This window comes from Streptomyces sp. NPDC003077 (assembly GCF_040611095.1).
GTDB lineage: Bacteria > Actinomycetota > Actinomycetes > Streptomycetales > Streptomycetaceae > Streptomyces.
This window is the reverse complement of sequence record NZ_JBEXNM010000017.1, coordinates 118,166-141,436: the sequence shown is the minus strand read 5'-3', so window position 1 is coordinate 141,436 and position 23,271 is coordinate 118,166. Positions and strand designations below refer to the sequence as shown.

The following is a 23,271-nucleotide window of genomic DNA, read 5'->3' as shown; positions in this document are numbered from 1 at the left end:
CCGGCTCCGGCCCCGGGGCTCAGGGCGCCGGGGCCGCAGCCGGGGCTCAGGGCGCCGGGGCGATGACGTGGAACAGCGCCCCCTCGGTGTCCCGGAGCCGGGCGACCCGCCCGTTCGGCTGGGACACGGGTTCGCCGACCACCGCGCCGCCCAGCCGCTGCGCGGCCTCCGCGGTGGCGTCCACGTCCGCCACCTGGAAGTGCACGTTCCAGCGCGGCCGGATGTGCGGGTCGGCCGCCGCCTCGACGGCGCCCCCGTGCAGCCCCACCACGTCCCGGTCGCCCAGCCGCAGCAGGACCCGGTCGTCCTCCCAGCGGATCTCGAACCGGCCGTACTCCGGGTCGTCCCACCCGAAGAGGTCGCCGTAGAACCGCGCGGACTCGAAGGCGTCGCGGGTGCTCAGCTCGAACCAGGTGGGCGCGCCCTCGACGACCGGGTGCGGCTCGCCCTGCGTGCACGGGTGGTGGCACTCCCACAGGCCGAACCGGGCGCCGGCCGGATCGGCGGTCATCGCGATCCGTCCCGCGTCGAAGTTGAGCGGGCCGACCGCCACCGTGCCGCCGCGCTCGCGCAGCCCGTTGGCGGTGGCGTCGGCGTCCTCGGTACCGAAGTACACGGTCCACGACACGGGCAGCTCGTTCTTGCGGGCGGACGCGTTCAGACCCGCGACCGCCACCCCGTCACCCTCCCCGGCCAGCGCGCGGGTGAAGGGGCCCCAGCGGTCCGGTCCCTCCTCGAACCGCCAGCCCAGCAACTCGCCGTAGAACCGCGTCGCGGCGTCGAGATCGCCGGTGATGAGGTTGACCCAGGACGGGGCACCGGGGACACATGTCAGTTTTGTCTCGGCCATCGAAGAACTTTCTGCGCCGTGGTCGCGCGCGTCATGGGGGTCGCGCGTCCTGCGCGCCTCGTGCGTGCGTCGTGCGTCATGCGGACGTCGTGCGTGTGTCGTGCGGGGGTGCGTCATGCGGGGTGTGCGTCGTGCGGGGGTGGTACGGGTGCCGCGGGTGCGGGTGCGGGTGCGGGTGCGGGTGCGGGTGCGGGTGCGGGGCCGGGGCCGTGTCGCGGGCTGCCCGGGACGCCGTCGCCGGGCCCGGCCGGCGACCGCTCACGCCACGGCCGGCCGGGTCGGCAGTTCCGCGCCCGCCGTGTCCACCTGCTCGCGGACCTGGGCGCAGGTGCGCCGGATCAGCCGGCACACGTGCATCTGCGACAGGCCGAGTTCCCGGCCGATGCTGCTCTGCGTCATGTCGCAGAAGAACCGCAGGTACAGGATGCGGCGTTCGCGGTAAGGGAGGCGGCGCAGGTGCGACTTGACCGCCTCGCGGTCGGTGACCAGCTCGTATTCCGGTTCGGCGTACCCCAGGGTGTCCTGGAGGGTGAACCCGTCGTCCGCGCCGGGGCGTTCGGCGTCCAGCGACAGGGACTTGTAGCTGTCCAGCGCCTCCAGGCCGAGCAGCACGTGCTCCTCGGAGAGCTGGGTGTGGGCGCAGATCATGGCGACGGAGGGGGACCGGCCGTCGGCGGTCACCGACAGCTCCCGCACGGCCACCCGGACCTTGTTGCGGAGTTCCTGCACGCGCCGCGGCACGTGCACGCCCCAGGTGCAGTCGCGGAAATGCCGCTTTATCTCCCCGACGATGGTGGGTACCGCGTAACTCTCGAAAGCCCCACCGCGGTCCGGGTCGTAACCGTTGATGGCCTTCACCAGGCCGAGCGCCGCCACCTGCTTGAGGTCCTCGACGTTCTCCCCGCGATCGCGGAAACGCAGCGCGAGCCGCTTGGCCATGGGCAGCCAGGCGCGTGTCAGATCGTCACGCAGCCGTTGCTTTTCCGGCCCCTCGGAAAGCGTCGCCATGCGGACGAACGCCTCCGTGGTGTCCGGCGTGTCGAAGAAATTTCCGCGGCGGGTCCGTTCCGAAGCATGTGTGCTGCTCATAGGGCGTTCCCTCTCCCAACGGGCGCGAATTGCCGATGCGTCGACGTGAATTCCGTGGCCGGGTCCGATGTACGGGCCGCCGGTGCCACTGTCCTCACGCGAGTGCTTGCCGTCCCGAGCACCGAGAAGCACCTATCCAGCTACTCCGGTGCCAAGCGTAAAGAGATCCTCCAGACTCGGCATCCCGAAACCAATCGGCCACCTGCCGCCGACCGGCATGGTTCGCGAACGGCGGGGTAGGCGCTCCTGCCCGTCCCCGGAAACACCGGTCGGACGGAAATCCATGGGGGCGGTGGGGAAGGCCGTGGGCACCCGGGAACGTGTCATGGGAGAACGCGGGAAATGTCGCGCGGGAATACGCGAGGAGTTATGGGGAACGCGTCCCGGCACACCGCGCGGAACCGCCCGCGGAGGCCGGCGGGACGCCCCGGACGGCGCTCGCCGCGCCGGTCCCGCGCGGCATCAGCGTGGAGTGGGCGGTGGCGGGGTTTGGTTTCGGGGCGCGGTGGTACCCCGTCTTTCGACGCCCGACGGCACACGGCGAGTAGGAAGCGAGAAACACTGATGGCTGACCCGAAACAGGAACAGCGGGACCGGTTCCGGGCCGCGGACCCGGCCGGCGGACCGCTCACCACGGATCAGGGTGTTGCCGTCGAGGACACCGACAACTCACTGAAAGCCGGTGAGCGCGGGCCCACGCTGATGGAGGACTTCCATTTCCGTGAGAAGATCACCCGCTTCGACCACGAGCGCATTCCGGAGCGCGTGGTGCACGCGCGCGGGGCGGGCGCGTACGGCTATTTCCAGCCGTACGAATCCTGCGCGGAATTCACCCGGGCGGCCTTCCTTCAGAACCCGTCCGTGCGCACCCCCGTCTTCGTACGGTTCTCCACCGTCCAGGGGCCGCGCGGATCGGCGGACACGGTGCGCGACGTACGCGGCTTCGCCACGAAGTTCTACACGTCCGAGGGCAATTACGACCTGGTGGGGAACAATTTCCCGGTCTTCTTCATCCAGGACGGCATCAAATTCCCCGACTTCGTGCACGCGGTGAAACCCGAGCCGCACAACGAGATTCCCACCGGCGCCTCCGCGCACGACACCCTGTGGGATTTCGTCGGCCTCCAGCCGGAGACGCTGCACACCATCATGTGGCTGATGTCGGACCGGGCGATCCCGCGCAGCTACCGGATGATGCAGGGCTTCGGCGTGCACACCTTCCGGTTCGTCGACGCCCAAGGGCGCGGCACGTTCGTGAAGTTCCACTGGAAGCCGCTGCTGGGCGTGCACTCGCTGGTGTGGGACGAGGCCCAGGAGACGCAGGGCCGCGACCCCGACTTCAACCGCCGCGACCTGTGGGACAACATCGAGGCCGGGAACTACCCCGAGTACGAGCTCGGCGTGCAGCTCGTCCCGGAGTCGGACGAGCACGCCTTCGACTTCGACCTGCTGGACCCGACCAAGATCATCCCGGAGGAGCAGGTCCCGCTGAGGCCCATCGGCAAGATGGTGCTCAACCGCAACCCCGACAACTTCTTCGCGGAGACCGAGCAGATCGCCTTCCACACGGCCAACGTCGTGCCCGGCATCGACTTCACCAACGACCCGCTGCTCCAGGCCCGCAACTTCTCCTACCTGGACACCCAGCTCCTGCGCCTGGGCGGTCCCAACTTCGCCCAGATCCCGGTCAACCGGCCGGTGGTCGCGGCGCGCAACAACCAGCGGGACGGCTTCCACCAGGACGAGATCCACAAGGGCACCAACTACACCCCCAACTCGCTCGGCGGCGGCTGCCCCGCGCTCGCCGACCCCGACGCCCCCGCCTTCCGGCACTACACCGAACGGGTGGACGGCAACAAGATCCGCAAGCGCAGCCCCAGCTTCGACGACCACTACACCCAGCCGGCGATGTTCTGGCACAGCATGTCCGACTGGGAGCAGCAGCACATCATCGACGCCTTCCGGTTCGAGCTGGGCAAGGTGGGGACCAAGTCCGTGCGGGCCCGGGTGGTGGAGCAGCTCACGCTGGTGGACCAGACGCTCGCCGTCGAGGTCGCCAAGGGCGTGGGCGTCCCCGAACCGCCGGCGCGCTCCGAGGGCACCCCCCGGCCCGCCCCCTCCCCGGCCCTGAGCTTCGAGACCAACAAGGGGGACGGCTCGATCGCCACCCGGCAGATCGCCGTCCTGGTCTCCGACGGCGTGGACTCCGCGCAGGCCTCGGCCGTGCGGGAGGCGCTGACCGCCCAAGGGGCCGTCGTGGAGATGATCGCCCCGCAGGACGGCACGATCACCGACGCGGACGGCAGCCCGTTCGAGGTGGACCGGGCGCTGCCCACCGTCGCGTCCGTGCTGTACGACGCGGTGCTGCTGCCGGAGGGCGGGCTGGACTCCGGCGACCCGCTCTCCGACGACACCGCCCTGCGGTTCGTCCGCGGCTGCTACCGGCACGGCAAGGCGATCGGCGCGCTCGGCACGAGCGTGGACAAGCTGGCGACCCTGCTGCCCACCATGGGCGCCACCGGCGGGGAGGACAGCCGGCCGGGCGACGAACCGGGCGTGGTCACCGACCTCGGGCAGGGTCCGGTGAGCGAGTCGTTCACCCGCGCGTTCGCCGAGGCGGTCGGCGCCCATCGGCACTGGCACCGCTCGCCGCTGCGGAGCTGAGGGGACGAGCGGGACGGCCTCCGGGGCCGGGCGGCACGCGCCGCCCGGCCCCGGAGCGCGTGGGCGTCCGACGCGGTGGCATCGCGCGCGACGCCCGGGTGCCGGCACCCGCGTATCGGGTCCGGCACCCGGTCCGGTTTGATCGTGCGCCCGGCCGGGAACCCGGGATCGTCCGTGGTTCCCGCCGCTTCCGCGGAGCCACCGCGGCCGTCACGGCACACCGGCGAGCGATCGTCGCAGCACATCGACGAGCGATCGTCACGGCACACCGACAAGCGGCGTCACGGCACATCGGCGAACGGCGTCACGGCACACCGGCAAGCGGCCTCACGGCACACCGGCGAACGGCCGTCACAGCACACCGACAAGGAGACCGCCATGAGGGCTCTGACCTGGCACGGCAAGCGCGATGTGCGGGTCGACACGGTCCCGGACCCCCAGATCCTCAAGCCGTCGGACATCATCGTGCGGATCACCTCGACCGGCATCTGCGGTTCCGACCTGCACCTGTACGAGGTCCTCGGCCCCTACCTCGAACCGGGCGACATCCTCGGCCACGAGCCCATGGGCGTCGTCGAGGAGGTCGGCAACGACGTCACCGCCGTGGCCCCCGGCGACCGGGTGGTGATCCCGTTCAACGTCTCCTGCGGCACGTGCTGGATGTGCGGGCAGGGCCTGCACTCCCAGTGCGAGACGACGCAGGTGCGCTCGCGCGGGACGGGAGGCTCGCTCTTCGGCTACACCAAGCTCTACGGCCAGGTGCCCGGCGGCCAGGCGGAGTTCCTGCGTGTCCCGTTCGGGAACAAGCTGCCGATCAAGGTCCCGGACGGCCCGCCCGACGAGCGGTTCGTCTACCTCTCGGACGTCCTGCCCACCGCGTGGCAGGCCGTGGCGTACGCGGACGTGCAGCCCGGCGGCACCGTGACTGTCCTGGGGCTCGGCCCGATCGGCGATATGGCGGCCCGGATCGCCATCCACCAGGGCGCGAGCAAGGTCATCGGCGTGGACCTGGTGCCCGAGCGACTGGCCCGGGCGCGCGAGCGCGGCGTCCACACGCTGGACCTGCGCGAGGTGAGCAAGGACGTCGGGGACGCCGTACGGGAGCTGACCGACGGGCGTGGCACCGACGCCGTCATCGACGCGGTCGGCATGGAGGCGCACGGCGCGCCCACGGCGAAGGCGGCGCAGCAGCTCGTCGGATTCCTCCCGGACGCGCTGGCGCAGAAGCTGATGGAGCGCGCGGGCATCGACCGGCTGGCGGCGCTGCACACCGCGATCGACGTCGTACGGCGCGGCGGCACGATCTCCGTGGTGGGCGTCTACGGCGGGGCGGTGGACCCGATGCCGCTGCTGACCATGTTCGACAAGCAGATCCAGCTCCGCATGGGCCAGGCCAACGTCTGGCGCTGGGTGGAGGACATCCTGCCGCTGCTGGACGACAAGGACATCCTGGGCGTCGAGGGCTTCGCCACGCACACGCTGCCGCTGGAGGAGGGCCCGGCGGCGTACCGGACGTTCCAGGCCAAGGAGGACGGCATGATCAAGACGCTGCTGAGGCCGTGAGCCACGGTGCGGTGGGCGGGGAGGGGCGCGGGGGCCGGTCGCACGGGGAGTGTCCGCGACGCGTGTGGAACGACCGCGCCCCTGATACGCCAGGGGCATCGGGGGGTACTGCTTCCCCATGAGCACTGATTTGACGGCAATCGCCCTTGTCTGCACCTTGCGTCCCAGCCCCTCCGAATCGAGCAGCGACCTGCTGGCCCGGCAGGTCATGGCCGCCTTCCAGGACCTGGGCATCACCGGGGAGACGATCCGGATCGTGGACCACGACGTGCACGCCGGCGTGCAGATCGACATGGGGGAGGGGGACGCCTGGCCGGGCCTGCGCCGACGGATCATGGCCGCCGACATCCTCGTCCTCGCCACACCCATCTGGCTCGGCCACCCCAGCAGCGTCGCGCAGCGCGTCCTGGAGCGGCTGGACGCCGAACTATCCGAGACCGACGACGAGGGGCGGCTGTCGACGTACGGCAAGGTCGCCGCGGTGGCGGTGGTCGGCAACGAGGACGGCGCGCACAAGGTGACCGCGGACCTCTACCAGGGGCTGAACGACGTCGGCTTCTCCCTCGCCCCCAACGCCGTGACGTACTGGGTCGGCGAGGCCATGCACGGCACCGACTACCAGGACCTGAAGTCCACCCCGAGCGTGGTCGCGTCCACCACCCGCACCCTCGCCGTCAACGCGGCCCACCTCGCGCGCCTGCTCAAGCACGGGCCGTACCCGCCGGCGTCCTGAGGGGGCCGGCTCCTACGCGTGGCTTTCAAGAGCGGAACAGGACCCCGAGAAGACCCCGGGACCGGCCCGGGAGAGAGCGGTGATGCGGCGTGACGCAGGGACGAGCGGCGGTGTTCGACGTGGACGGGACGCTCGCCGACACCAACTACCTGCACGCGGTGACGTGGTGGGAGGCGTTCCGCCAGGCCGGCCACCGGGTCCCGATGCGGGCGATCCACCGGTCCATCGGCCTCGGCTCCACCGACCTCATCGCCCGGGTGCTCGGTGACGACCGGGACCAGGAACAGGACGCGGACCTCAGCTCGGCCCACAAGACCCTCTACGCCACCTACTTCGACCGCCTGCCCGCCCTCGACGCCGCCGGCGACCTGCTGCGCACGCTGGCCGATCGCGGCTGGACGATCATCCTGGCCACCTCCGCAAGCGGCACCGAACTCGCCGCCCTCCGCCGGGCCATCGACGCCGACGAGGTCATCGCCGCCACGGCGAGCTCGGACGACGTGGAGCGCGGCAAACCCGCCCCCGACCCCGTCGAGGAGGCGCTGCGGCTGGCGGAGGTCCCCGCGGAGCGCGCCGTCTTCGTCGGGGACAGCGTCTGGGACATGAAAGCCGCCTCCGCCGCCGGGGTCACCTGCGTGGCGCTGCTGTCCGGGGGCATTCCGCGGGCCGATCTGGAGGAAGCGGGCGCGTCGGCGGTGTTCCGGGATCCGGCGGATCTGCTGGAGCGGGTGGACGAGAGCCCGTTCGCGTGAAGGCGTGCCGGATTGGCCACGGCGTGAACGCGTGCCGGATTGGCCACGGCGTGCGGGAGCGGTCGGCCGGGGGCCCGTTCGCGTGAGGAGGCGGGCCGTCGCCACCGGAATGCGGACCGTCGCCACATCGGAATCCGGACCGTCGCCACACCGGAATCCGGAATGCGCGCGCCCGCTTCCCCCGACGGACGCCCCTCGACAACCGATGCGTATTCTCGGTAACGGCCGCGTCCCACTACCGGAGATCTTTCAGATAACCCTTCGGCGGCCGGTTCGGGTCCGCCTGCTGTACCCGTTCGGCGAAATTGGAGCCGGACTGGTTCACGCCGTAGCGGTCGCGCACGTAATGGACGGTCGCGGACATGCACGCCACCACGTCATAGGGGGTACGGGCGGTGCCCGACTGGTGGTACGCCGCGAAGGTCGGCGGAACGCATTGGGTGGCGCCGCGGGAGCAGCCCTGGGGATGGCCGTCCGGCATGACGGGGCCGGTCGCGTTGCGGTCGGAGACGTTCACCCGCCACCGCGGGGAGTTGTACGCCGACTCCCGTAGCGCGATCGTGACCAGGGCGGGTATGCCGTACCGGGGTTCCATGCCCGTCAGCTCGCAGACGCGCTGGGCGTAAAGGCGCATGGCGTCCTTGCCGTACGCGTCGTCCGGGTCATGGTATTCGACCAGAGAAAGGTCCAAGGTTCCGTCCGATCTCCGAGGAAGCCGATGGGGAGCCTGGGATTCCGTACGGAAGCCGTGCGGGCGCCGCCGTGCCGGCGAGAACCCCCGCCGGCCTTCGGTGCGTCGTACGGAATCGATCCGAAAGCGGAATCCGCGCTCCGAACGGAAGGCGTTCCTCACGCTTGTGCGCGTGTCCTCACGCCTCTTCGCGCCTCTTCACGCGGACACCGTCGTTCGTGCCGTCTGCCGGGAAGTTCTCCTCAGTCTTCCCGGCGGACGCACCACCGAATCGGGCGACCGGACCGGAACGCCGAAGGAATTCCCCGTTGCGGGAATCGGGGAGCCAATACGCAACAGTTCGGTTCATCCGTAAATCGCGCCACTTACTGTGCACACGAGGTGCGCGGGCGACGGAATGACCCGGCGTCAGACGGCCCCTCGCGGAAATCTCACGTCACGCCCGCCGAATCCCCCAGACGCCCGTATGCCGAAATCCCAGGCATCTCCCGGGCTCAGCCGATGCCACCGTCACTCCACGCGCGGTCGAGGACTTCCCGCACGGTTTCCTCGACCGTCTGCCCGGAGGTGTCCAGCCACAGCCCTATCGGCGGCGTGTGGGCCCGCAGTTCGGCGTCCAGACCCGCCACGCTCCAGTCCGGCCCGTAGGCCGTCTTGGACCGCCCGGCCTCCCGCTCCTCCACGGCGTCGGGTCGCGGCGCCAGCACGACCACGGCCAGCGGGCGGGTCGTGATCCACGTGGTGAGGTCGGCGAGGTGGTGGCCGAGCACCACGTCCTGGGCGATCACGGTGAACCCCGCCGCCGCGTACCGGTCGGCACACGAGGCGAGCAGCTGGTAGCGCAGGCGCAGTTGGGCGAGGGCGTCCTCGTCCGGGTCCGGTGACATGGGCACCTGGCCGCGGACGATCACGCGGCGGAACGTGTCGCCTCGCAGGTGCACCGAACGCGGCAGCCGCTCGGCGAGCGCCTGGGCGACGGTGGACTTCCCCGCCGCCTGAATGCCGGTGATGACCACGACACCGCCGCCCCGCCGCCACGGCCCCTCGGCGAGCCCGTCCCCTGCTGCCGCCGTGCCGGGGGCGTGCGGGGCGCCGGGGAACTCCGGGGTGGCGGAGGCGAGCGGGGCGTCCGTGGAGTGCTGGGGAGCTGACATGGGTGGGCCTGCGCCTCTCTGTGCTCGTACCAGGGTTCTTCGGGCCGAGGTGGGGCGGCCCGTCGTACGTGTGTTTGTCCGTGTGTTGTCTAACAGCCGCGATCACGGGACGCGAACGGTTTTGTACGGGCCTCCGCCACGGCCTCCGCCACGGTCCCCGGCCCCCTCCCGCTGTACGTCACCGGCAGGTCGCCCGGCCGTCCGCCGTACGGATCGCCGCCCACCGCCGTACGGAGGCCCGCCCGGCGCGGTTCGCGGGGCGCGCGGACCCCGCATGAGAGCCTGACGGCCGGGTACGCGAGGCCGGAGGTGAGGCCATGTCCGGTGGTGCGAGGAAGGCAGCCGCGGCGGCCCCCGAACTGGCCGCGTGGTGGGTCGGGCTGACCGCGCTGTGGCTGATGCTGATCAGCACCGTCGAGCCGCTGGAGTGGGCGGTGGGCGGCGGTGCCGCGGTGCTCGGCTCGTTCGCCGCCCGCGCCGCCCGCAAGGCGGTCCGGGCCAACGCCCGCGCCGAGGAGGGCGCGCGGTGGTGAGCGGCGGAACCGAGGAGCGGCGGCGACGCCGCCGGGCCGGGCGGCCGGTGGGCGGCCCGTGGTGAACGGCTGGCTGGTCGCCGCCGCGCTGCTCCTGGTGGCCGGGGTCGGGCCCGCCGTGTGGGGGGCCGCGAGCGGGCCGGTCCGGCGCCGGGTGATGGCGCAGAACGTCGCGACGCTGTCCGGATGCCTGGCCCTGTTGCTGCTCGCGCAGGGGTACGCGCGAACGGCGTACACCGACATGGCCCTCGTCCTGGCGGTGCTCGGCCCGGCCGGGACGCTGGTCTTCGCCCGGCTGCTCGCCGACGACCTGGTTGCCGACCCGCCGCGCGGCCCGCTCGCCCGCGCCATGACACCGCTGGCGGGCAGCCTCGTACCGCTGGTCGTACTGCCGCTGTGCGTGGCGGCCGGGCCCGGGCGGGCGCTGGTGAAGCTGCTGGTGATCGGTGTGCTGCTGGTGGCCGGGAACGTCGTCTCGACCCGCGCCATGTCGCCCCGCCCACCGCGTACCGCGGCGGCGGAAGGCCGGGCCCACCGTGGCTGACGCACTGATCGTGGCGGCGCTCGCACTCGTCACGGCCGGTGCGACCACCGCCGTGCTGGTCCGCGACCCGGTACGGCAGGCCACCGTCCTGGCGGTCCTCGGGCTCTCCCTCGCCCTGCTGTTCGCCGTCCTCCAGGCGCCCGACGTGGCCCTGTCCCAACTCGGCGTCGGCTCCGCGCTCACCCCGCTGATGCTGCTCCTGTCCGTACGCAAGGTCCGTCGCAAGGGCAAACGGCCGCCCGAGACGGAGTCCGGCGACGCGGGGGAGGGGGACCAGCGGTGAGCCGGCGCGGCAGGCTGTGGATACTGCTGGCCGGCGGGCTCGGCACGGCGGTGCTGCTGTTCGCCGGGTGCCTGGCCCTCCCCGGCTTCGGCGGCACGGACCACCCGTACGGGGCGCGCTCGGTGGCCGCCGCGCTCGCCCGGCACACCGCCAACACCATCGCGTCCGTGAACTTCGACCAGCGCGCCCTGGACACCCTGGGCGAGGAGACCATCCTCTTCTGCGCCGCGCTCGGCACCGTCGTCCTGCTGCGGCAGACCCGGGACGAGCACCGGGTGCCGCCCGAACCCGCGCACGTCTCCCCGCCCGTACGCCGCTACGCGCTGATCGCGCTGCCGGTCACCCTGCTCGTCGGCCTGTACGTCATCGCCCACGGGCAGCTCAGCCCCGGTGGCGGCTTCCAAGGCGGCGTGGTGGTCGCCACCGCCCTGCACCTGCTCTACATCGCCGTGGACTACCGGGCCCTGGAACGCGTCCGGCCGGTCCACGTCTTCGCCCTGGCGGACGCGACCGGGGAGGCGGCCTACCTCCTGATCGGCACGGCCGGACTGTTCGCCGGCTCCGTCTACCTCGCCAACGTCCTCCCCTGGGGCACGTTCAACACCCTCGCCTCCGGCGGCACCGTCCCGCTGCTGAACGCCGCCGTCGGCGTGGAGGTGGCCAGCGGCCTGGTCGTCCTCCTGGCCGCGTTCCTGGACCAGGCGGTGGAGATCGCGGACGGGGGCGACGGGGGTGGGGACGGCCGGGGTGGAGCTGACGGGGACGGGAACGGGGACGACGGCCAGGGAGGGACCGGCCGGAACGGGGACGGGAACGGGAACGACGGGGGCAGCCGGGGCGGGACCGGCGGGAGCGGGGACCACGGCGACGGCGGGAGCGGCGGACCCCACCCCGGCGAGCGGACCGGCCACCCCGCCGCCCATCACCACAAGGAAGGAGGCCGCCCGTGACCGTCCTGCCGTACCTCGTCGCCGCCTGGCTCTTCCTGATCGGCTGTTACGGCCTGGCCACCAGCCGCAACCTCATCCACGCCGTCGGCTGCCTCGCCGTCTGCCAGTCCGCCACCTACGTCCTGCTACTCGCCGTCGGCTACCGCGACGGCGGCACCGCCCCCGTCTTCTCCGACCAGCCGCCGGGCAGCCGCCCGGTCGTCGACCCGGTGGTCCAGGCGCTGGCCCTCACGGACGTGGTGGTGGGCGCGACCGTGACGGCCCTGCTGCTGGCCCTGGTCGTCCAGGTCGCCAAGCGGCACGGCACCGTCGATCCGGACGAGCTCTCGGAGCTGCGCGGGTGACCGCCGCACAGACGCTGCCCCTGGTCGTCGCCACGCCGCTGCTCGGCGCGGCGCTGCTGGTCGCGCTGGGCCGGAAGCTGCCCCGCCTCGGGGCCGAGGTGATCAGTTGCGCCTTCGCGGCGGGCACGGCGGCGCTGGCGCTGTGGACCCTGGTCCGCATCCCGGCCCCGGGCCGTCCGGGGGCGACCCCTGTCACCTGGCTCGGCGGCTGGCACCCGCGCGACGGCGCCGGGGTGGGCATCGTGCTGGTCGGGGACCGCATCGGGACCGGCCTCGCCGCCCTCGTCTCGCTCCTCGTCCTCGCGGTGCTCGCCTACGCCTGGCGGTACTTCGCGGAGCGCCCGCACCGACCGGCGGGCACCTTCCCCGCCCTCGTGCTGATCTTCCAGGCGGCCATGTGCGGTTTCGCGCTCACCGGGGACCTCTTCAACGCCTTCGTCTTCTTCGAGCTGATGGGCGTGGTGGCGTACGCGCTGACCGGGTACCGCGTCGAGGAGGCGCGCGCCGTCCAGGGCGCGCTGACCTTCGGCGTCGTCAACTCCCTCGGCGGCTACGCGACCCTGCTCGGCATCGGCCTGCTGTACGGGCGCACCGGCGAACTCGGCCTCGCCCAGATCGGCGCCCGCCTCGACGCGCGGCCCGGCGGCCCGGACGCGCTGGTCCTGGCCGCCTTCGTCCTCGTCCTGACCGGCCTGCTGGTCAAGGCCGCCGCCGTGCCCTTCCACTTCTGGCTCCCGGACGCGCACGCGGTGGCGCCCACCCCCGTGTGCGTCCTGATGTCCGGGGTGATGGTGGAACTGGGCGTGTACGGCGTCGCGCGGGTCTACTGGACGGCGTTCGCGGGCCCCGGCGGCATTCCCGAGGCCGACGCGCACCGCGCGCTGCTCGTCCTCGGCGCGCTCACGGCCGTGATCGGCGCCGCGATGTGCTGGCAGCAGCGCCACTTGAAACGGCTGCTGGCCTACTCCACCGTCGCGCACACCGGCCTCTTCCTCGTCGGCCTGTCGGCCCTGGACGCGGCGGGCACCGGCGGGACGGCGCTCTACGTCCTCGGCCACGCGGGGGTCAAGGGTGCCCTGTTCGCCTGCACGGGCATTCTGCTGGACCGCTTCGGCAGCGTCGACGAACACGAACTGCGTGGCCGGGGACGCGACCTCCCGCTCACCGGCGTGGTGTACGCGGTCGGCGGGCTGGCCCTGGCCGGACTGCCGCTCACCGGTACGGGCCTGGGCAAGGCGCTCATCGAGGAGGCGTCCGGCGGCCCGGCGACGGCGCTGTGCGTACTGGTCTCGGCGGTCACCGGAGGCGCGGTGCTGCGGGCCACCGCCCGCGTGTTCCTGGGCCTGGGACCGACCCCGCCCGGCGTCCCGGGGGAGACCAGTGGCGAGAACGAGCAGCCGGAGACCGAGGGCCGCCTGTGGCGCGTCCCCGACACCATGCGCACCGTGCCCGCCGCCCTGATGGCCGCCGCCCTCGCCGTGGGCCTGCTGCCGGACCTGCACACGGCGGTGGGCCGGGCCGCCGACGCCTTCACCGACCACGCGGGCTACGCCTCCGCCGTCCTCCGAGGCACCGCCTCCGCTCCCGCGAACACCCCGGCCCCGCACTGGACGCTCTCCGGCGTCGCCCTCGGCCTCCTGTCCACCGCCCTCGCCGCCGCCCTGGCCTGGCTCGCCGTCCGCCCCCGCGCCCGCCCGCACCCCGCCCGATGGGCCGCGCCACTGCGCCGCCTGCACTCGGGCCACATCGGCGACTACGTGGCCTGGACGCTGGCCGGGGTCGCGCTGACGGGCGCCCTGCTGCTGCCCGTACTGCGGACGTGACGCCGGGAGCCGGAAGGTATGGGAGCCGGGAGGTACGGGAGCCGGGAACGGGAACCCGGAGACCGGGACCGGCGGCCGGCACCCCGCGAACGAAGCAGACCAGGCAGACGCAGACCAGGAAGACGAGGAGAACACCGTGCGGAACCCGTCGAAGGCGGCCCTGATCGTCACCGACATGATCAACACGTACGACCACGCGGACGCCCGCCTGCTCATGCCGTCCGTACGCCGGGCGCTCCCCGGCATCCGCAGGCTGATCGAACGGGCCCGGCACGACGGCACCGACGTCATCTACGTCAACGACAACTTCGGCCGCTGGCGCTCCCAGCACGACGAACTGCTGGAGACGGCGCTCAGCGGGCCGCACGCCGACCTCGTCGAGCCGGTCCGGCCGGACGACGACGCGATGTTCGTCGTCAAGGCCCGGCACTCGATCTTCTACGAGACGCCGCTGGCGTACCTGCTCAGCCAGTACGGCATCGGCCGGATCGTCCTCACCGGCCAGGTCACCGAGCAGTGCATCCTCTATTCGGCGCTCGACGCCCACATCCGCCACCTGAAGGTCACGGTGGCGCGGGACGCCGTCGCGCACATCCACGAGGACCTGGCGTCGGCCGCGCTGCGGATGATGGAGCGCAACATGGGGGCGGAGATCGTGGCTTCCGAGGACCCGGGGGTGTTCGGGTGACGTCCCATGGGGGCGGCGGTTCCGTCCGCGTCCTACGGGGCGGCGGTTCCGTCCGCGTCATAAGGCGCCGGAACGGGAACCGGCCCCGGGCGCGCCGGAGCGAAGACCAACCCCGGACGCACCGTAACGGAACCCTCCGAACGCGCCGGAACGGAAACCGCCCCCGGACTCACCGGAACGGAAACCGCTCCTAGACTCACCCGCCCGTCCCCGTCGCCTCCCCTTCCTTCGCTGCCCTCTCCCGCGCCGCCAGCCTCTCCCGTTGCGGCAGCACCGTGTACTTCGGGTCCTCGGCCGACGCGATCCCCGCCGCGAAGATCCCGAAGCGGGTGCACGCCGACCCGGCCAGCAGCGCCAGCCCGCTCGCCACCGCCACCGTCCGGCTCCGCCGACCCCACAGCGCGGCACCCGTCGCGCCCGCCGCCGTGAGGAACCGCGCGGCGCGCAGCAACCGGCCCGCCTTACCCTCCCGCCAGGTCTCGGCGACCACGCCGAGCCGCCGTTCGGCCGCCTTGGTCGCCGCCGTCTCCCCGGCGGCGGCCAGCACGGCCGCGCACCGGGCGGGGGCGTTCTCCCGTACGGGCGCGAGTACCAGGGCCATGCCGGACGCGGCGGCGGTCGCGGAGGACGCGAAGAGGTAGGGCAGTTCGCGGTGCGCGCCGTGCCAGGCCGGGACGGCGGTGTCCGCCGCCAGCACCGCCGTGTACGTGGTGACCACCGGGCCGAGGAACGCCGCGCCCGCCGTGGCGGCGCTCCCCACCCTCGGCAGCCACCCGGTCACCGCGCACCCCGCGGCGGCCCCGGCCGCCGGCCCGTACCCGGCCAGCAGCCAGGAGCCGACGCTCATGGGGGAGGTGAGCTTGAAGACCCGCAGCATGTTGGGGAACCGGCCCGGCCGCCCCAGGTCGTGGATCAGCAGCGCCGTGGACAGCGAGATGCCCGCCAGCGACGAGACCTTCATGGCCGTCGCGGTGGTCCGCCGCCCGGTGAGCTGCGCCCCGGCGGCGAGCACCGACCCGGCGCCCGCCAGCCCGCCGAAGAAGAAGTACCCGGCGATGTCGCGCGGCTCCCAGGCCGGGGCCTTGATGACGGGCCGCCCGTAATAGGACCGGAACTCGGCGGGCGGCACGATCGCCTCCCCCCGCCCGCGCCGCTGCTTCTTGGGACCGTCGCGCAGCGCCTCGGGGGCCGCCTCCCGCCCGGGGCGCTCGCCCCGCACGCCGTCCCGGGTCACGTCGGAGGTGCTCATCGTCCCGCCTTCCGCAGTGTCGGCGAAGCCCGCCGTGCCGAAGCAGCCCGCCGTGCCGAGGACGCCCGCCCGGCCGATGAACCCCGGCCCCCCATCCCCGCCCAAACGAACGCCGCCAGGAAGCCGCCCGCCAGCGACAGCGCCGCCGCGCCCGCGTGCCGCCACATGGCGGGCAGGTCACGGGTGGTCACCACCGGGTCCGGCGGCAGCCCGTACACCTCGGGCTCGTCCAGCAGGAGGAAGAACGCGCCGTCCCCGCCGACCCCGTCGTCCGGCTCCTCCCCGTAGAGGCGGGCGTCCGCGACCCCGGCCGCGTGCAGCTGCTCGACCCGCAGGGCGGCCCGTTCGCGCAGCTCGTCCAGGGGGCCGAACTGGATGGAGTCCGTGGGACACGCCTTGGCGCAGGCCGGTTCCTGGCCGGCGCCGAGCCGGTCGTAGCACAGGGTGCACTTGAAGGCGCGGCCGTCGGACGGCCGTTGTTCGATGACACCGTAGGGGCAGGCGGGCACGCAGTAGCCGCAGCCGTTGCAGATGTCCTCCTGGACGACGACGGTGCCGAACTCGGTCCGGAACAGCGAGCCGGTGGGACACACGTCCAGACAGGCCGCATGCGTGCAGTGCTTGCAGACGTCGGACGCCATCAGCCACCGGAACCCGGCCCGCCCGTCGCCTCCGCTGCCGTCCCCGTCGCTCCCGGCCTCGGCGAGCGGCAGCTCCGTACGACCGTCCGCGACCGGCACCGCGACGGCGGTGGACGGGGCGAGGCCGCCCGGGGCCCCGGAAACGGGGATGCTCCCCGACTGTTCGATGAAGGCCACATGCCGCCACGTCGAGGCCCCCAGCCCCTGCGTGTTGTCGTAACTCATCCCGGTCAGCGTCAGCCCGTCCTCCGGGATCGCGTTCCACTCCTTGCACGCCACCTCGCACGCCTTGCACCCGATGCACACGGAGGTGTCCGTGAAGAAGCCCTGCCGGGGCGGCGCGTCCGCGTGGCCCGCGTCGCGGGCGACGTCCGGCTCCGGCCCGCTCAGCAGGTTCCGTCCCGTCAGCAGGTCCAGCTCCATCACCGGACCCCCGTCCCCGTCGCCGCCGTGACGCCCGCGCGCTCCCGGTACCGCTCGACCAGCCGCGGCAGATCCGGACCGCGTGGCCGGCGGCCGGGCCGGATGTCGGCGGTGAGCGCCTTGTCCTCCTGGATGTGGGCGTTGGGATCCATGGCGATGGCGACGAGTTCGTTCGCCGCGTCGCCCGTCGTCACGCCGTTGGGGCCCCAGTGGAAGGGCAGGCCGATCTGGTGCACGGTGCGGCCCTGCACGGTCAGCGGCCGGATGCGGTCGGTCACCAGCACCCGCGCCTCGATCGCGCCGCGCGCGGTGACCAGCGTCGCCCAGCCCGTGTGCGTCAGGCCCCGCTCGGCCGCCAGCGCGGGGGAGACCTCGCAGAACAGCTCCGGCTGGAGCTCCGCCAGGTACGGCGACCAGCGGCTCATCCCGCCCGCGGTGAAGTGCTCGGTCAGACGGTGGGTGGTGACGACGTACGGGTACACCTCGGCGCCCGGCTCGTCGCCGCTGGGGTGGTAGCGGTTGCCCGGGTACGGCTCCAGCTGCCGCACCGGCGAGCGGGCGCAGGAGGGGTACAGGGCGTTGGGGAACGGCGAGTCCTGCGGCTCGTAGTGGGTGGGCATCGGCCCGTCCACCAGCCCGGCCGGCGCGTACAGCCAGCCCTTGCCGTCGGCCTGCATGATGAACGGGTCGTCACCGCGCAGCGCGGCGACCCCGGTCGTGTCCTCGGCCGGTACGTGATCCGGCGCCAGGTCCGGGACGAAGTCGGGCACGTCGTGGCCGGTCCACTTCCCGGCCTCCGCGTCCCACCACACGTACGCCTTGCGCGCGCTCCACGGAGTGCCGTCCGGCGCGGCGGACGCCCGGTTGTAGAGGATGCGGCGGTTGGCGGGCCAGGCCCAGCCCCATTCGGCGGCCACCCAGTCCTGCCGGTCGTGCGGCTTGCGGCGGGCGGCCTGGTTGACGCCGTCCGCGTACACGCCGCAGTAGATCCAGCAGCCGCACGAGGTCGAGCCGTTGTCCTTGAGCTGCGTGTACGCGCTCAGCGGTGCGCCGTCCGGTCCGCGCCCGTTGATCTCGGCGAGCACCGCGTCCGCGACCGGCTCGCGCAGCGGCCCGGACACCGGGTAGTCCCAGGCCAGGTCCCGCACCGGCCGGTCCATCGGGTCGTCCGACCCCGCCAGCCGCTCCTTGATCCGCCGCCCCAGGTGGTACATGAACCACAGATCGCTGCGGCAGTCTCCTTGCGGCTCCACCGCCGCGTAGTGCCACTGGAGCCAGCGGTTGGTGTTGGTGAACGAACCGGACTTCTCGGTGTGCGAGGCGGCCGGGAAGAAGAACACCTCCGTGCCGATGTCCTCCGTCCGCAGCTCGCCCGTCTCGATCTCCGGCCCGTCCTTCCACCAGGTCGCGGACTCGATGAGCGAGAAGTCGCGGACCACCAGCCACTCCAGGTTGGCCATGCCCAGCCGCTGCAACCGGGTGTTGGCGGAGCCCACGGCCGGGTTCTGCCCGAGCAGGAAGTAGCCCTTGCAGTCGCCCTCCAACTGGGCGACGACGGTGTCGTACGTGCTGTGCGAGCCGGTCAGCCGGGGCAGGTGCGAGAAGCAGAAGTCGTTGTCGGCGCTGGCCGCGTCCCCGTAGTACGCCTTGAGCAGGCTCACCAGGTAGGCCCGCATGTTGGCCCAGAAACCCTTTTCGGTGCGCGACCCCTGCACGAACGTGTCCAGGTCCTCGTGCGGATGCGCGTGCGGCATCGGCAGGTAGCCGGGCAGCAGGTTGAACAGCGTGGGGATGTCGCTGGAGCCCTGGATGGAAGCGTGTCCGCGCAGCGCCTGGATGCCGCCGCCGGGCCGCCCGATGTTGCCGAGCAGCAGTTGCAGCACGCTCGCCGCGCGGATGTACTGCGAGCCCACCGAGTGCTGCGTCCAGCCCACCGCGTACACGAACGCGCTGGTGCGCTCCGGGCCGGAATGGGCCGTCAGCTCGTCGCACACCCGCTCGAACGTGGCGCGCGGCACCCCGCAGATCCGCTCCACCATCTCCGGCGTGTACCGCGCGTAGTGCCGCTTGAGGACCTGGTACACGCACCGCGGGTGCTCCAGCGTCTCGTCCCGCTCCGGCGCGGAGGTGGCCCGCGCGCCACCCGACCCGTGCGACTCGGAGGCCCCCGACTGGCTCACCCGGTGGTACGCGTCCGGGTCCTCGATCCGCCGCTGGTACTGCTGGTTGGGATCGCCCGAGGGCGCCTGGACGTGCCGCCCCTCGTACTGCCAGCTCTGCGGGTCGTAGTGCCCGCGCTCCGCGTCCAGCCCGGAGAACACCCCGTCCAGATCCTCGGTGTCCCGGAAGTCCTCGCTCACGATCGTGGCGGCGTTGGTGTACGCGAGCACGTACTCCCGGAAGTCCTTTCCCTCCGCCAGGACGTGGTTGATGATCCCGCCGAGGAACGCGATGTCCGTACCCGCGCGCAGCGGCACATACAGGTCGGCGAGCGCGCTGGTCCGCGTGAAGCGCGGATCGACGTGGATGACGCGCGCGCCGCGCGCCTTGGCCTCCATGACCCACTGGAAGCCGACGGGGTGCGCCTCCGCGTAGTTCGAGCCCTGGATGACGATGCAGTCGGAGTTCTGCAGATCCTGCATGAACGTCGTCGCGCCGCCGCGCCCGAAGGACGTACCGAGCCCGGAGACCGTGGAACTGTGGCAGACCCGGGCCTGGTTCTCCACCTGGACCACGCCGAGACCGGTCATCAGCTTCTTGATCAGGTAGTTCTCCTCGTTGTCGAGCGTGGCCCCGCCCAGCGTGGCGATGCCGAGCGTACGAGCCACCCGCAGCCCCTCGGCCTCCCACTGCCACGTCCGGCGCCGGGTCTCGACCACCCGGTCGGCGACCATGTCCATCGCCGTCTCCAGGTCCAGCGACTCCCACTCCGTCCCGTACGGCCTGCGGTAGAGCACCTGGTGATGCCGGGCCGAACCGGTGGTGAGCTGCAGCGTCGCCGACCCCTTGGGACACAGCCGCCCCCGGCTCACCGGCGAGTCCGGATCCCCCTCCACCTGGACGACCTTCTCGTCCTTGACGTACACCTGCTGCCCGCACCCCACCGCGCAGTACGGGCACACCGACCCCACCACCCGATCGGCCGAGTGCGTCCGCGCCCGCAGCCCCTCGGTGTACCCCGACTTCGCGGCCCGCCCCCGCCCCAGCGGATCCCCCTCCGCGAACTGCCGGTACACGGGCCACTCGCGCAGCAGTCGGGGCACACCCATCGCACTTCCTCCAGCACGTCGACGATCCGGCGTCGGCTCCCCGCCCGGGGGACCCCTCCAGATTTCCCCGGGGCCGCCGGGCGCGCCCGCTGGGCGGGGGGATACTCGGCCGGACGGGGTGGGGGAGGGGGTGGGTGGAGGGTGATCGGGCTGGGGGATGTGTCCGTGCGGTGTGGCCGTCGCGGTGCGCGTCCGTGCGGGGTGCGGCTTGGGCGACGGGTGCCGCATCAGGGGAAGGACGTGTCCCTATACCGCGGCGCCGTCCGCACGCGCGCCCGCGATCCGGGTCGGCAGGGAGCGCGGCGGAAGGCGGAAGGAGGATGCGCGCTGCATCCGGGAGACGGACGCGTGCCTACGCCGCGGCCCCCTCCGCATGCCCGCCCGCGCCCCGGACCCGCAGAAGCCGCCGCAGAAGAGATGCGGCGACCCGGCCTACTCCTTCCGGTACCCGTACGCCTCCCCGGCCGCCGCCGCGACCGCGTCCAGGTCGGCGCCCGTCGAGGCGGTGACCACGGCGGCCACCGCGCCCTCCACGAACGGCGCGTCCACCAGCCGCGCCCCCGAGGGCAACTCGTCCCCCTCGGCCAGCAGCGCCTTCACCGTCAGCACCGCGCTGCCCAGATCGACCAGCAGCGCCACGCCCGCGCCACCGTCCACCTTGTGCGCCGCCTCGCAGATCAGCTCCGCGCTGGTGCCGAACCCGCCGTCCGGCATGCCGCCGGCGGCGGCCACGGGCGCCACCTCGCCACCCCCGGCCAGCCGCCTGGCCAGCTCGGCCACGGCGGCAGCGACCGGCCCGCTGTGCGACACCAGCACGATCCCGACGAGCCCTCCCCGGCCGCCCGTCCCACCGCCGCCGGCGCTCATTCCGCCACCTCCGGACCCGCCACCTCCGCCAGGGCCGCGAAGAGCAGGGCGGCCGACGTAGCCCCCGGGTCCTGGTGCCCCACACTCCGCTCACCCAGATAACTCGCCCGTCCCTTGCGCGCCCGCAGTGGAACGGTGGCCTCCGCGCCCTGCCGGGCGGCGTCCGCGGCGGCATCGAAGGAGGTGGCCAGCGCCTCGACCGCCGGCTCCAGCGCGTCGATCATCGTCTTGTCCCCGGCCGAGGCGCCGCCCAACTGGGCCACCGCGTCCACCCCGACCCGCAGCCCCGCCAGCAGTTCGCCGGCCGTCACCGTCTCCGCGTCACCGAGCGCCTTGCCCGTACGGCGCAGCAAGGTCCCGTACAGCGGCCCCGAGGCACCGCCCACCGAGGAGATCAACTGCCGCCCGGCAGCCGTGAGCACGGCCCCCGGCGTCCCGGGCGGATCGCTGCCCAGCACCTTGACGACGGCGGCGAAGCCACGCTGGAGATTGGTGCCGTGGTCGGCGTCACCGATGGGGGAGTCCAGTTCGGTCAGCCACGCCGCCTCACGGTCGACGGCCGCCGCGGTGGCTGCCATCCACCGGACGAACACTGCGGCATCCAGGGCCGTTTCGGACACAGGCTGCTCCTCGGGTCGGGCGTTCGGGTGCGAGCGTGAGCGTACCCACTGGCACGCGCTCCACGACCGGCCCGTTCGCGGACCGGACGGCGGTACGCCGGACGGGGCAAGGGGAGCCGAGAGGCATTAGGCCGGACGGGAGAAGGGGAACGGACGGGGGCAAGGGGAGCGGAGGGAGTAGGCCGGACAGGGGGCAAGGGGAGCGGAGGGGGTAGGCCGACGGGGACAAGGAGAGCGGGCGGGTGATACGGGTGCCGGACCGCGGCCGTGCCCACACGCCCCGCGCCTCCGCCCCGTCCGCGTACGCTTCGTCGCCACCACGCCGACGACGAGTACCCACCGCCATCCGACCGCACGCGCCATCCGATCGCGCCCGCCATCCGACCGCGCCCGCCATCCGACCGCACCCACCACCCGGCCGGCCCCTCACCCCATCCGGCTCACCGCCCCCACCGCAGCCCCGGCGTCTGCACCGGCGCGTCCCACAGGCGCAGCAACTCCTCGTCCACCTGGCACAGCGTCACCGAGCACCCCGCCATGTCCAGCGAAGTCACATAGTTGCCCACGAGCGTACGGGCCACCGCGACCTCCCGCTCCGCCAGCACCCGGTGCACCTCCGCGGTGAACCCGTACAGCTCCAGCAGGGGCGTGGCGCCCATCCCGTTGACCAGCACCAGCACCGGAGCGCTCGGTCGCAGATCGTCCAGCACCGCCTCCACCGCAACGTCCGCGATCTCCCGGGCGGTCATCATCGCCCGCCGCTCACGCCCCGGCTCGCCGTGAATGCCGACCCCCAACTCCAGTTCCCCGGCGGGGAGGTCGAACGTCGGGCCGCCCTTGGCCGGTGTCGTACAGGCGTCCAGCGCCACCCCGAAGCTCCGCGAGGCCGTCACCACCCGCCGCGCCACCGCCTCGACCCGCTCCAGCGGCTGTCCCTCCTCCGCCGCCGCGCCCGCGATCTTCTCCACGAACAGCGTGGCCCCGGTGCCGCGCCGCCCGGCCGTGTAGAGCGAATCGGTCACCGCCACATCGTCGTTCACCAGCACACTGGCGACCTGGATGCCCTCGTCCTCCGCCAGCTCCGCGGCCATCTGGAAGTTGAGCACGTCCCCGGTGTAGTTCTTCACGACGAACAGCACCCCCCTGCCGCTGTCCACCGCCGCCGCGGCCCGCACCATCTGGTCCGGTACGGGCGACGTGAAAATCTCCCCAGGGCACGCCGCATCCAGCATCCCCGGCCCCACGAACCCCCCGTGCAACGGCTCGTGCCCACTCCCCCCACCGGACACCAACCCCACCTTCCCCGCCACCGGCGCATCCCGCCGCACGACCACCCGCCCCTCCACATCCACGACCAACTCGGGGTGCGCCGCCGCCATCCCCCGCAGGGCGTCGGGGACGACGGTCTCGGGGACGTTGATGAGCATCTTCACAAGGGGCTCCTTCAGTGACGGACGGTGAGGCCGCTGTCCTGCGTTTCCGCAGGTCAGCGGGATCGCTCGAAGCGGTCCTCCTCACCAGCCGAGCACACGCTTCGCGGC

General features: G+C 72.9%; 20 protein-coding genes and 1 pseudogene. 11 read left to right on the top strand and 10 right to left on the bottom strand.

The annotated features are described in order from the left end of the window. Positions 1 to 46: 46 nt before the first annotated feature. Positions 47 to 850 (bottom strand): VOC family protein, encoded by an 804-nt coding sequence (locus tag ABZX96_RS14820; protein ID WP_355543491.1) that lies wholly within the window; start codon positions 848 to 850, stop codon positions 47 to 49. Between the two features lie 258 nt (positions 851 to 1,108). After that, complete coding sequence (locus ABZX96_RS14815) at positions 1,109 to 1,939, bottom strand: SigB/SigF/SigG family RNA polymerase sigma factor (RefSeq protein WP_355543488.1); 831 nt, start codon at positions 1,937 to 1,939, stop codon at positions 1,109 to 1,111. Positions 1,940 to 2,503: 564 nt separating this feature from the next. On the opposite strand from ABZX96_RS14815, the gene ABZX96_RS14810 reads away from it, so the two are divergent. The 4 genes from ABZX96_RS14810 (at position 2,504) to ABZX96_RS14795 (ending at position 7,651) form a co-directional block, all read left to right on the top strand. Next, on the top strand, positions 2,504 to 4,603 hold the full coding sequence (locus ABZX96_RS14810; RefSeq protein ID WP_355543485.1) for a catalase: 2,100 nt from the start codon (positions 2,504 to 2,506) through the stop codon (positions 4,601 to 4,603). Between the two features lie 378 nt (positions 4,604 to 4,981). Continuing rightward, the gene (locus tag ABZX96_RS14805) at positions 4,982 to 6,166 is read left to right on the top strand and encodes a zinc-dependent alcohol dehydrogenase (RefSeq protein ID WP_355543482.1); all 1,185 of its coding nucleotides are present in this window, start codon (positions 4,982 to 4,984) and stop codon (positions 6,164 to 6,166) included. 118 nt (positions 6,167 to 6,284) lie between these two features. Beyond that, positions 6,285 to 6,899: an NAD(P)H-dependent oxidoreductase gene (locus tag ABZX96_RS14800; RefSeq protein WP_355543479.1), complete on the top strand. Its 615-nt coding sequence runs from the start codon at positions 6,285 to 6,287 to the stop codon at positions 6,897 to 6,899. Positions 6,900 to 6,988: 89 nt separating this feature from the next. Next, complete coding sequence (locus tag ABZX96_RS14795; protein ID WP_355543476.1) at positions 6,989 to 7,651, top strand: HAD family hydrolase; 663 nt, start codon at positions 6,989 to 6,991, stop codon at positions 7,649 to 7,651. A 235-nt stretch (positions 7,652 to 7,886) separates the two neighbouring features. Here the strand turns inward: ABZX96_RS14795 and ABZX96_RS14790 are convergent, their stop codons facing one another. Both ABZX96_RS14790 and ABZX96_RS14785 read right to left on the bottom strand, forming a co-directional pair. Further along, positions 7,887 to 8,342 (bottom strand): hypothetical protein, encoded by a 456-nt coding sequence (locus ABZX96_RS14790; protein WP_355543473.1) that lies wholly within the window; start codon positions 8,340 to 8,342, stop codon positions 7,887 to 7,889. Between the two features lie 494 nt (positions 8,343 to 8,836). Continuing rightward, a complete protein-coding gene (locus ABZX96_RS14785; protein WP_355543470.1) occupies positions 8,837 to 9,496 on the bottom strand; it encodes an AAA family ATPase in 660 nt (219 codons plus the stop codon). A 317-nt stretch (positions 9,497 to 9,813) separates the two neighbouring features. Here ABZX96_RS14785 and ABZX96_RS14780 point away from each other — a divergent pair, with 317 nt between their 5' ends. The 7 genes and pseudogenes from ABZX96_RS14780 to ABZX96_RS14750 all read left to right on the top strand — a co-directional run bounded on the left by ABZX96_RS14780 (position 9,814) and on the right by ABZX96_RS14750 (position 14,661). After that, the gene (locus tag ABZX96_RS14780) at positions 9,814 to 10,029 is read left to right on the top strand and encodes a hypothetical protein (RefSeq protein WP_355543467.1); all 216 of its coding nucleotides are present in this window, start codon (positions 9,814 to 9,816) and stop codon (positions 10,027 to 10,029) included. A 58-nt stretch (positions 10,030 to 10,087) separates the two neighbouring features. After that, positions 10,088 to 10,573 carry an MrpF/PhaF family protein gene (locus ABZX96_RS14775; RefSeq protein ID WP_355543464.1) on the top strand — a complete coding sequence of 162 codons (486 nt, stop codon included), beginning with the start codon at positions 10,088 to 10,090 and terminating at the stop codon, positions 10,571 to 10,573. Beyond that, entirely contained in the window at positions 10,566 to 10,856 is a 291-nt protein-coding gene (locus tag ABZX96_RS14770; RefSeq protein WP_355543461.1) for a DUF4040 domain-containing protein, read from the top strand. The genes ABZX96_RS14775 and ABZX96_RS14770 overlap by 8 nt, the downstream gene beginning before the upstream one ends. After that, positions 10,853 to 11,569, top strand: a pseudogene (locus tag ABZX96_RS14765) (MnhB domain-containing protein); the annotation flags it as partial. The gene ABZX96_RS14770 and the pseudogene ABZX96_RS14765, both read left to right, overlap by 4 nt. Positions 11,570 to 11,802: 233 nt before the next feature. Next, a complete protein-coding gene (locus ABZX96_RS14760) occupies positions 11,803 to 12,150 on the top strand; it encodes a sodium:proton antiporter (RefSeq protein ID WP_355543458.1) in 348 nt (115 codons plus the stop codon). After that, positions 12,147 to 13,973 (top strand): complex I subunit 5 family protein, encoded by a 1,827-nt coding sequence (locus ABZX96_RS14755; RefSeq protein WP_355543455.1) that lies wholly within the window; start codon positions 12,147 to 12,149, stop codon positions 13,971 to 13,973. The genes ABZX96_RS14760 and ABZX96_RS14755 overlap by 4 nt, the downstream gene beginning before the upstream one ends. Before the next feature lie 136 nt (positions 13,974 to 14,109). Further along, complete coding sequence (locus ABZX96_RS14750; protein ID WP_355543452.1) at positions 14,110 to 14,661, top strand: isochorismatase family cysteine hydrolase; 552 nt, start codon at positions 14,110 to 14,112, stop codon at positions 14,659 to 14,661. Positions 14,662 to 14,857: 196 nt separating this feature from the next. On the opposite strand, the gene nrfD is transcribed toward ABZX96_RS14750, so the two are convergent. From nrfD to dhaK, 6 genes are all read right to left on the bottom strand, one after another. After that, entirely contained in the window at positions 14,858 to 15,910 is a 1,053-nt protein-coding gene (gene nrfD, locus ABZX96_RS14745) for an NrfD/PsrC family molybdoenzyme membrane anchor subunit (protein WP_355543449.1), read from the bottom strand. After that, positions 15,907 to 16,974: a 4Fe-4S dicluster domain-containing protein gene (locus tag ABZX96_RS14740; RefSeq protein WP_355543446.1), complete on the bottom strand. Its 1,068-nt coding sequence runs from the start codon at positions 16,972 to 16,974 to the stop codon at positions 15,907 to 15,909. Before ABZX96_RS14740 ends, nrfD begins: the two co-directional genes overlap by 4 nt. After that, positions 16,974 to 20,243, bottom strand: coding sequence for a formate dehydrogenase (gene fdh, locus ABZX96_RS14735; RefSeq protein WP_355543443.1), 3,270 nt, complete (start codon positions 20,241 to 20,243; stop codon positions 16,974 to 16,976). The genes ABZX96_RS14740 and fdh overlap by 1 nt, the downstream gene beginning before the upstream one ends. 432 nt (positions 20,244 to 20,675) lie before the next feature. Continuing rightward, positions 20,676 to 21,110, bottom strand: coding sequence for a PTS fructose transporter subunit IIA (locus ABZX96_RS14730; protein ID WP_355543440.1), 435 nt, complete (start codon positions 21,108 to 21,110; stop codon positions 20,676 to 20,678). Beyond that, on the bottom strand, positions 21,107 to 21,688 hold the full coding sequence (gene dhaL, locus ABZX96_RS14725) for a dihydroxyacetone kinase subunit DhaL (RefSeq protein WP_355543506.1): 582 nt from the start codon (positions 21,686 to 21,688) through the stop codon (positions 21,107 to 21,109). Before dhaL ends, ABZX96_RS14730 begins: the two co-directional genes overlap by 4 nt. A 482-nt stretch (positions 21,689 to 22,170) precedes the next feature. After that, the gene (dhaK, locus tag ABZX96_RS14720; RefSeq protein ID WP_355543437.1) at positions 22,171 to 23,163 is read right to left on the bottom strand and encodes a dihydroxyacetone kinase subunit DhaK; all 993 of its coding nucleotides are present in this window, start codon (positions 23,161 to 23,163) and stop codon (positions 22,171 to 22,173) included. Positions 23,164 to 23,271: the final 108 nt, after the last annotated feature.

What these genes read in the sequence shown, in the direction of transcription:
- ABZX96_RS14820 (WP_355543491.1), bottom strand. Translation starts at nt 850, where the DNA reads ATGGCCGAGACAAAACTGACATGTGTCCCCGGTGCCCCGTCCTGGGTC.
- ABZX96_RS14815 (WP_355543488.1), bottom strand. Translation starts at nt 1,939, where the DNA reads ATGAGCAGCACACATGCTTCGGAACGGACCCGCCGCGGAAATTTCTTC.
- ABZX96_RS14810 (WP_355543485.1), top strand. Translation starts at nt 2,504, where the DNA reads ATGGCTGACCCGAAACAGGAACAGCGGGACCGGTTCCGGGCCGCGGAC.
- ABZX96_RS14805 (WP_355543482.1), top strand. Translation starts at nt 4,982, where the DNA reads ATGAGGGCTCTGACCTGGCACGGCAAGCGCGATGTGCGGGTCGACACG.
- ABZX96_RS14800 (WP_355543479.1), top strand. Translation starts at nt 6,285, where the DNA reads ATGAGCACTGATTTGACGGCAATCGCCCTTGTCTGCACCTTGCGTCCC.
- ABZX96_RS14785 (WP_355543470.1), bottom strand. Translation starts at nt 9,496, where the DNA reads ATGTCAGCTCCCCAGCACTCCACGGACGCCCCGCTCGCCTCCGCCACC.
- ABZX96_RS14780 (WP_355543467.1), top strand. Translation starts at nt 9,814, where the DNA reads ATGTCCGGTGGTGCGAGGAAGGCAGCCGCGGCGGCCCCCGAACTGGCC.
- nrfD (WP_355543449.1), bottom strand. Translation starts at nt 15,910, where the DNA reads ATGAGCACCTCCGACGTGACCCGGGACGGCGTGCGGGGCGAGCGCCCC.
- ABZX96_RS14740 (WP_355543446.1), bottom strand. Translation starts at nt 16,974, where the DNA reads ATGGAGCTGGACCTGCTGACGGGACGGAACCTGCTGAGCGGGCCGGAG.
- fdh (WP_355543443.1), bottom strand. Translation starts at nt 20,243, where the DNA reads ATGGGTGTGCCCCGACTGCTGCGCGAGTGGCCCGTGTACCGGCAGTTC.
- ABZX96_RS14730 (WP_355543440.1), bottom strand. Translation starts at nt 21,110, where the DNA reads ATGAGCGCCGGCGGCGGTGGGACGGGCGGCCGGGGAGGGCTCGTCGGG.
- dhaL (WP_355543506.1), bottom strand. Translation starts at nt 21,688, where the DNA reads ATGGCAGCCACCGCGGCGGCCGTCGACCGTGAGGCGGCGTGGCTGACC.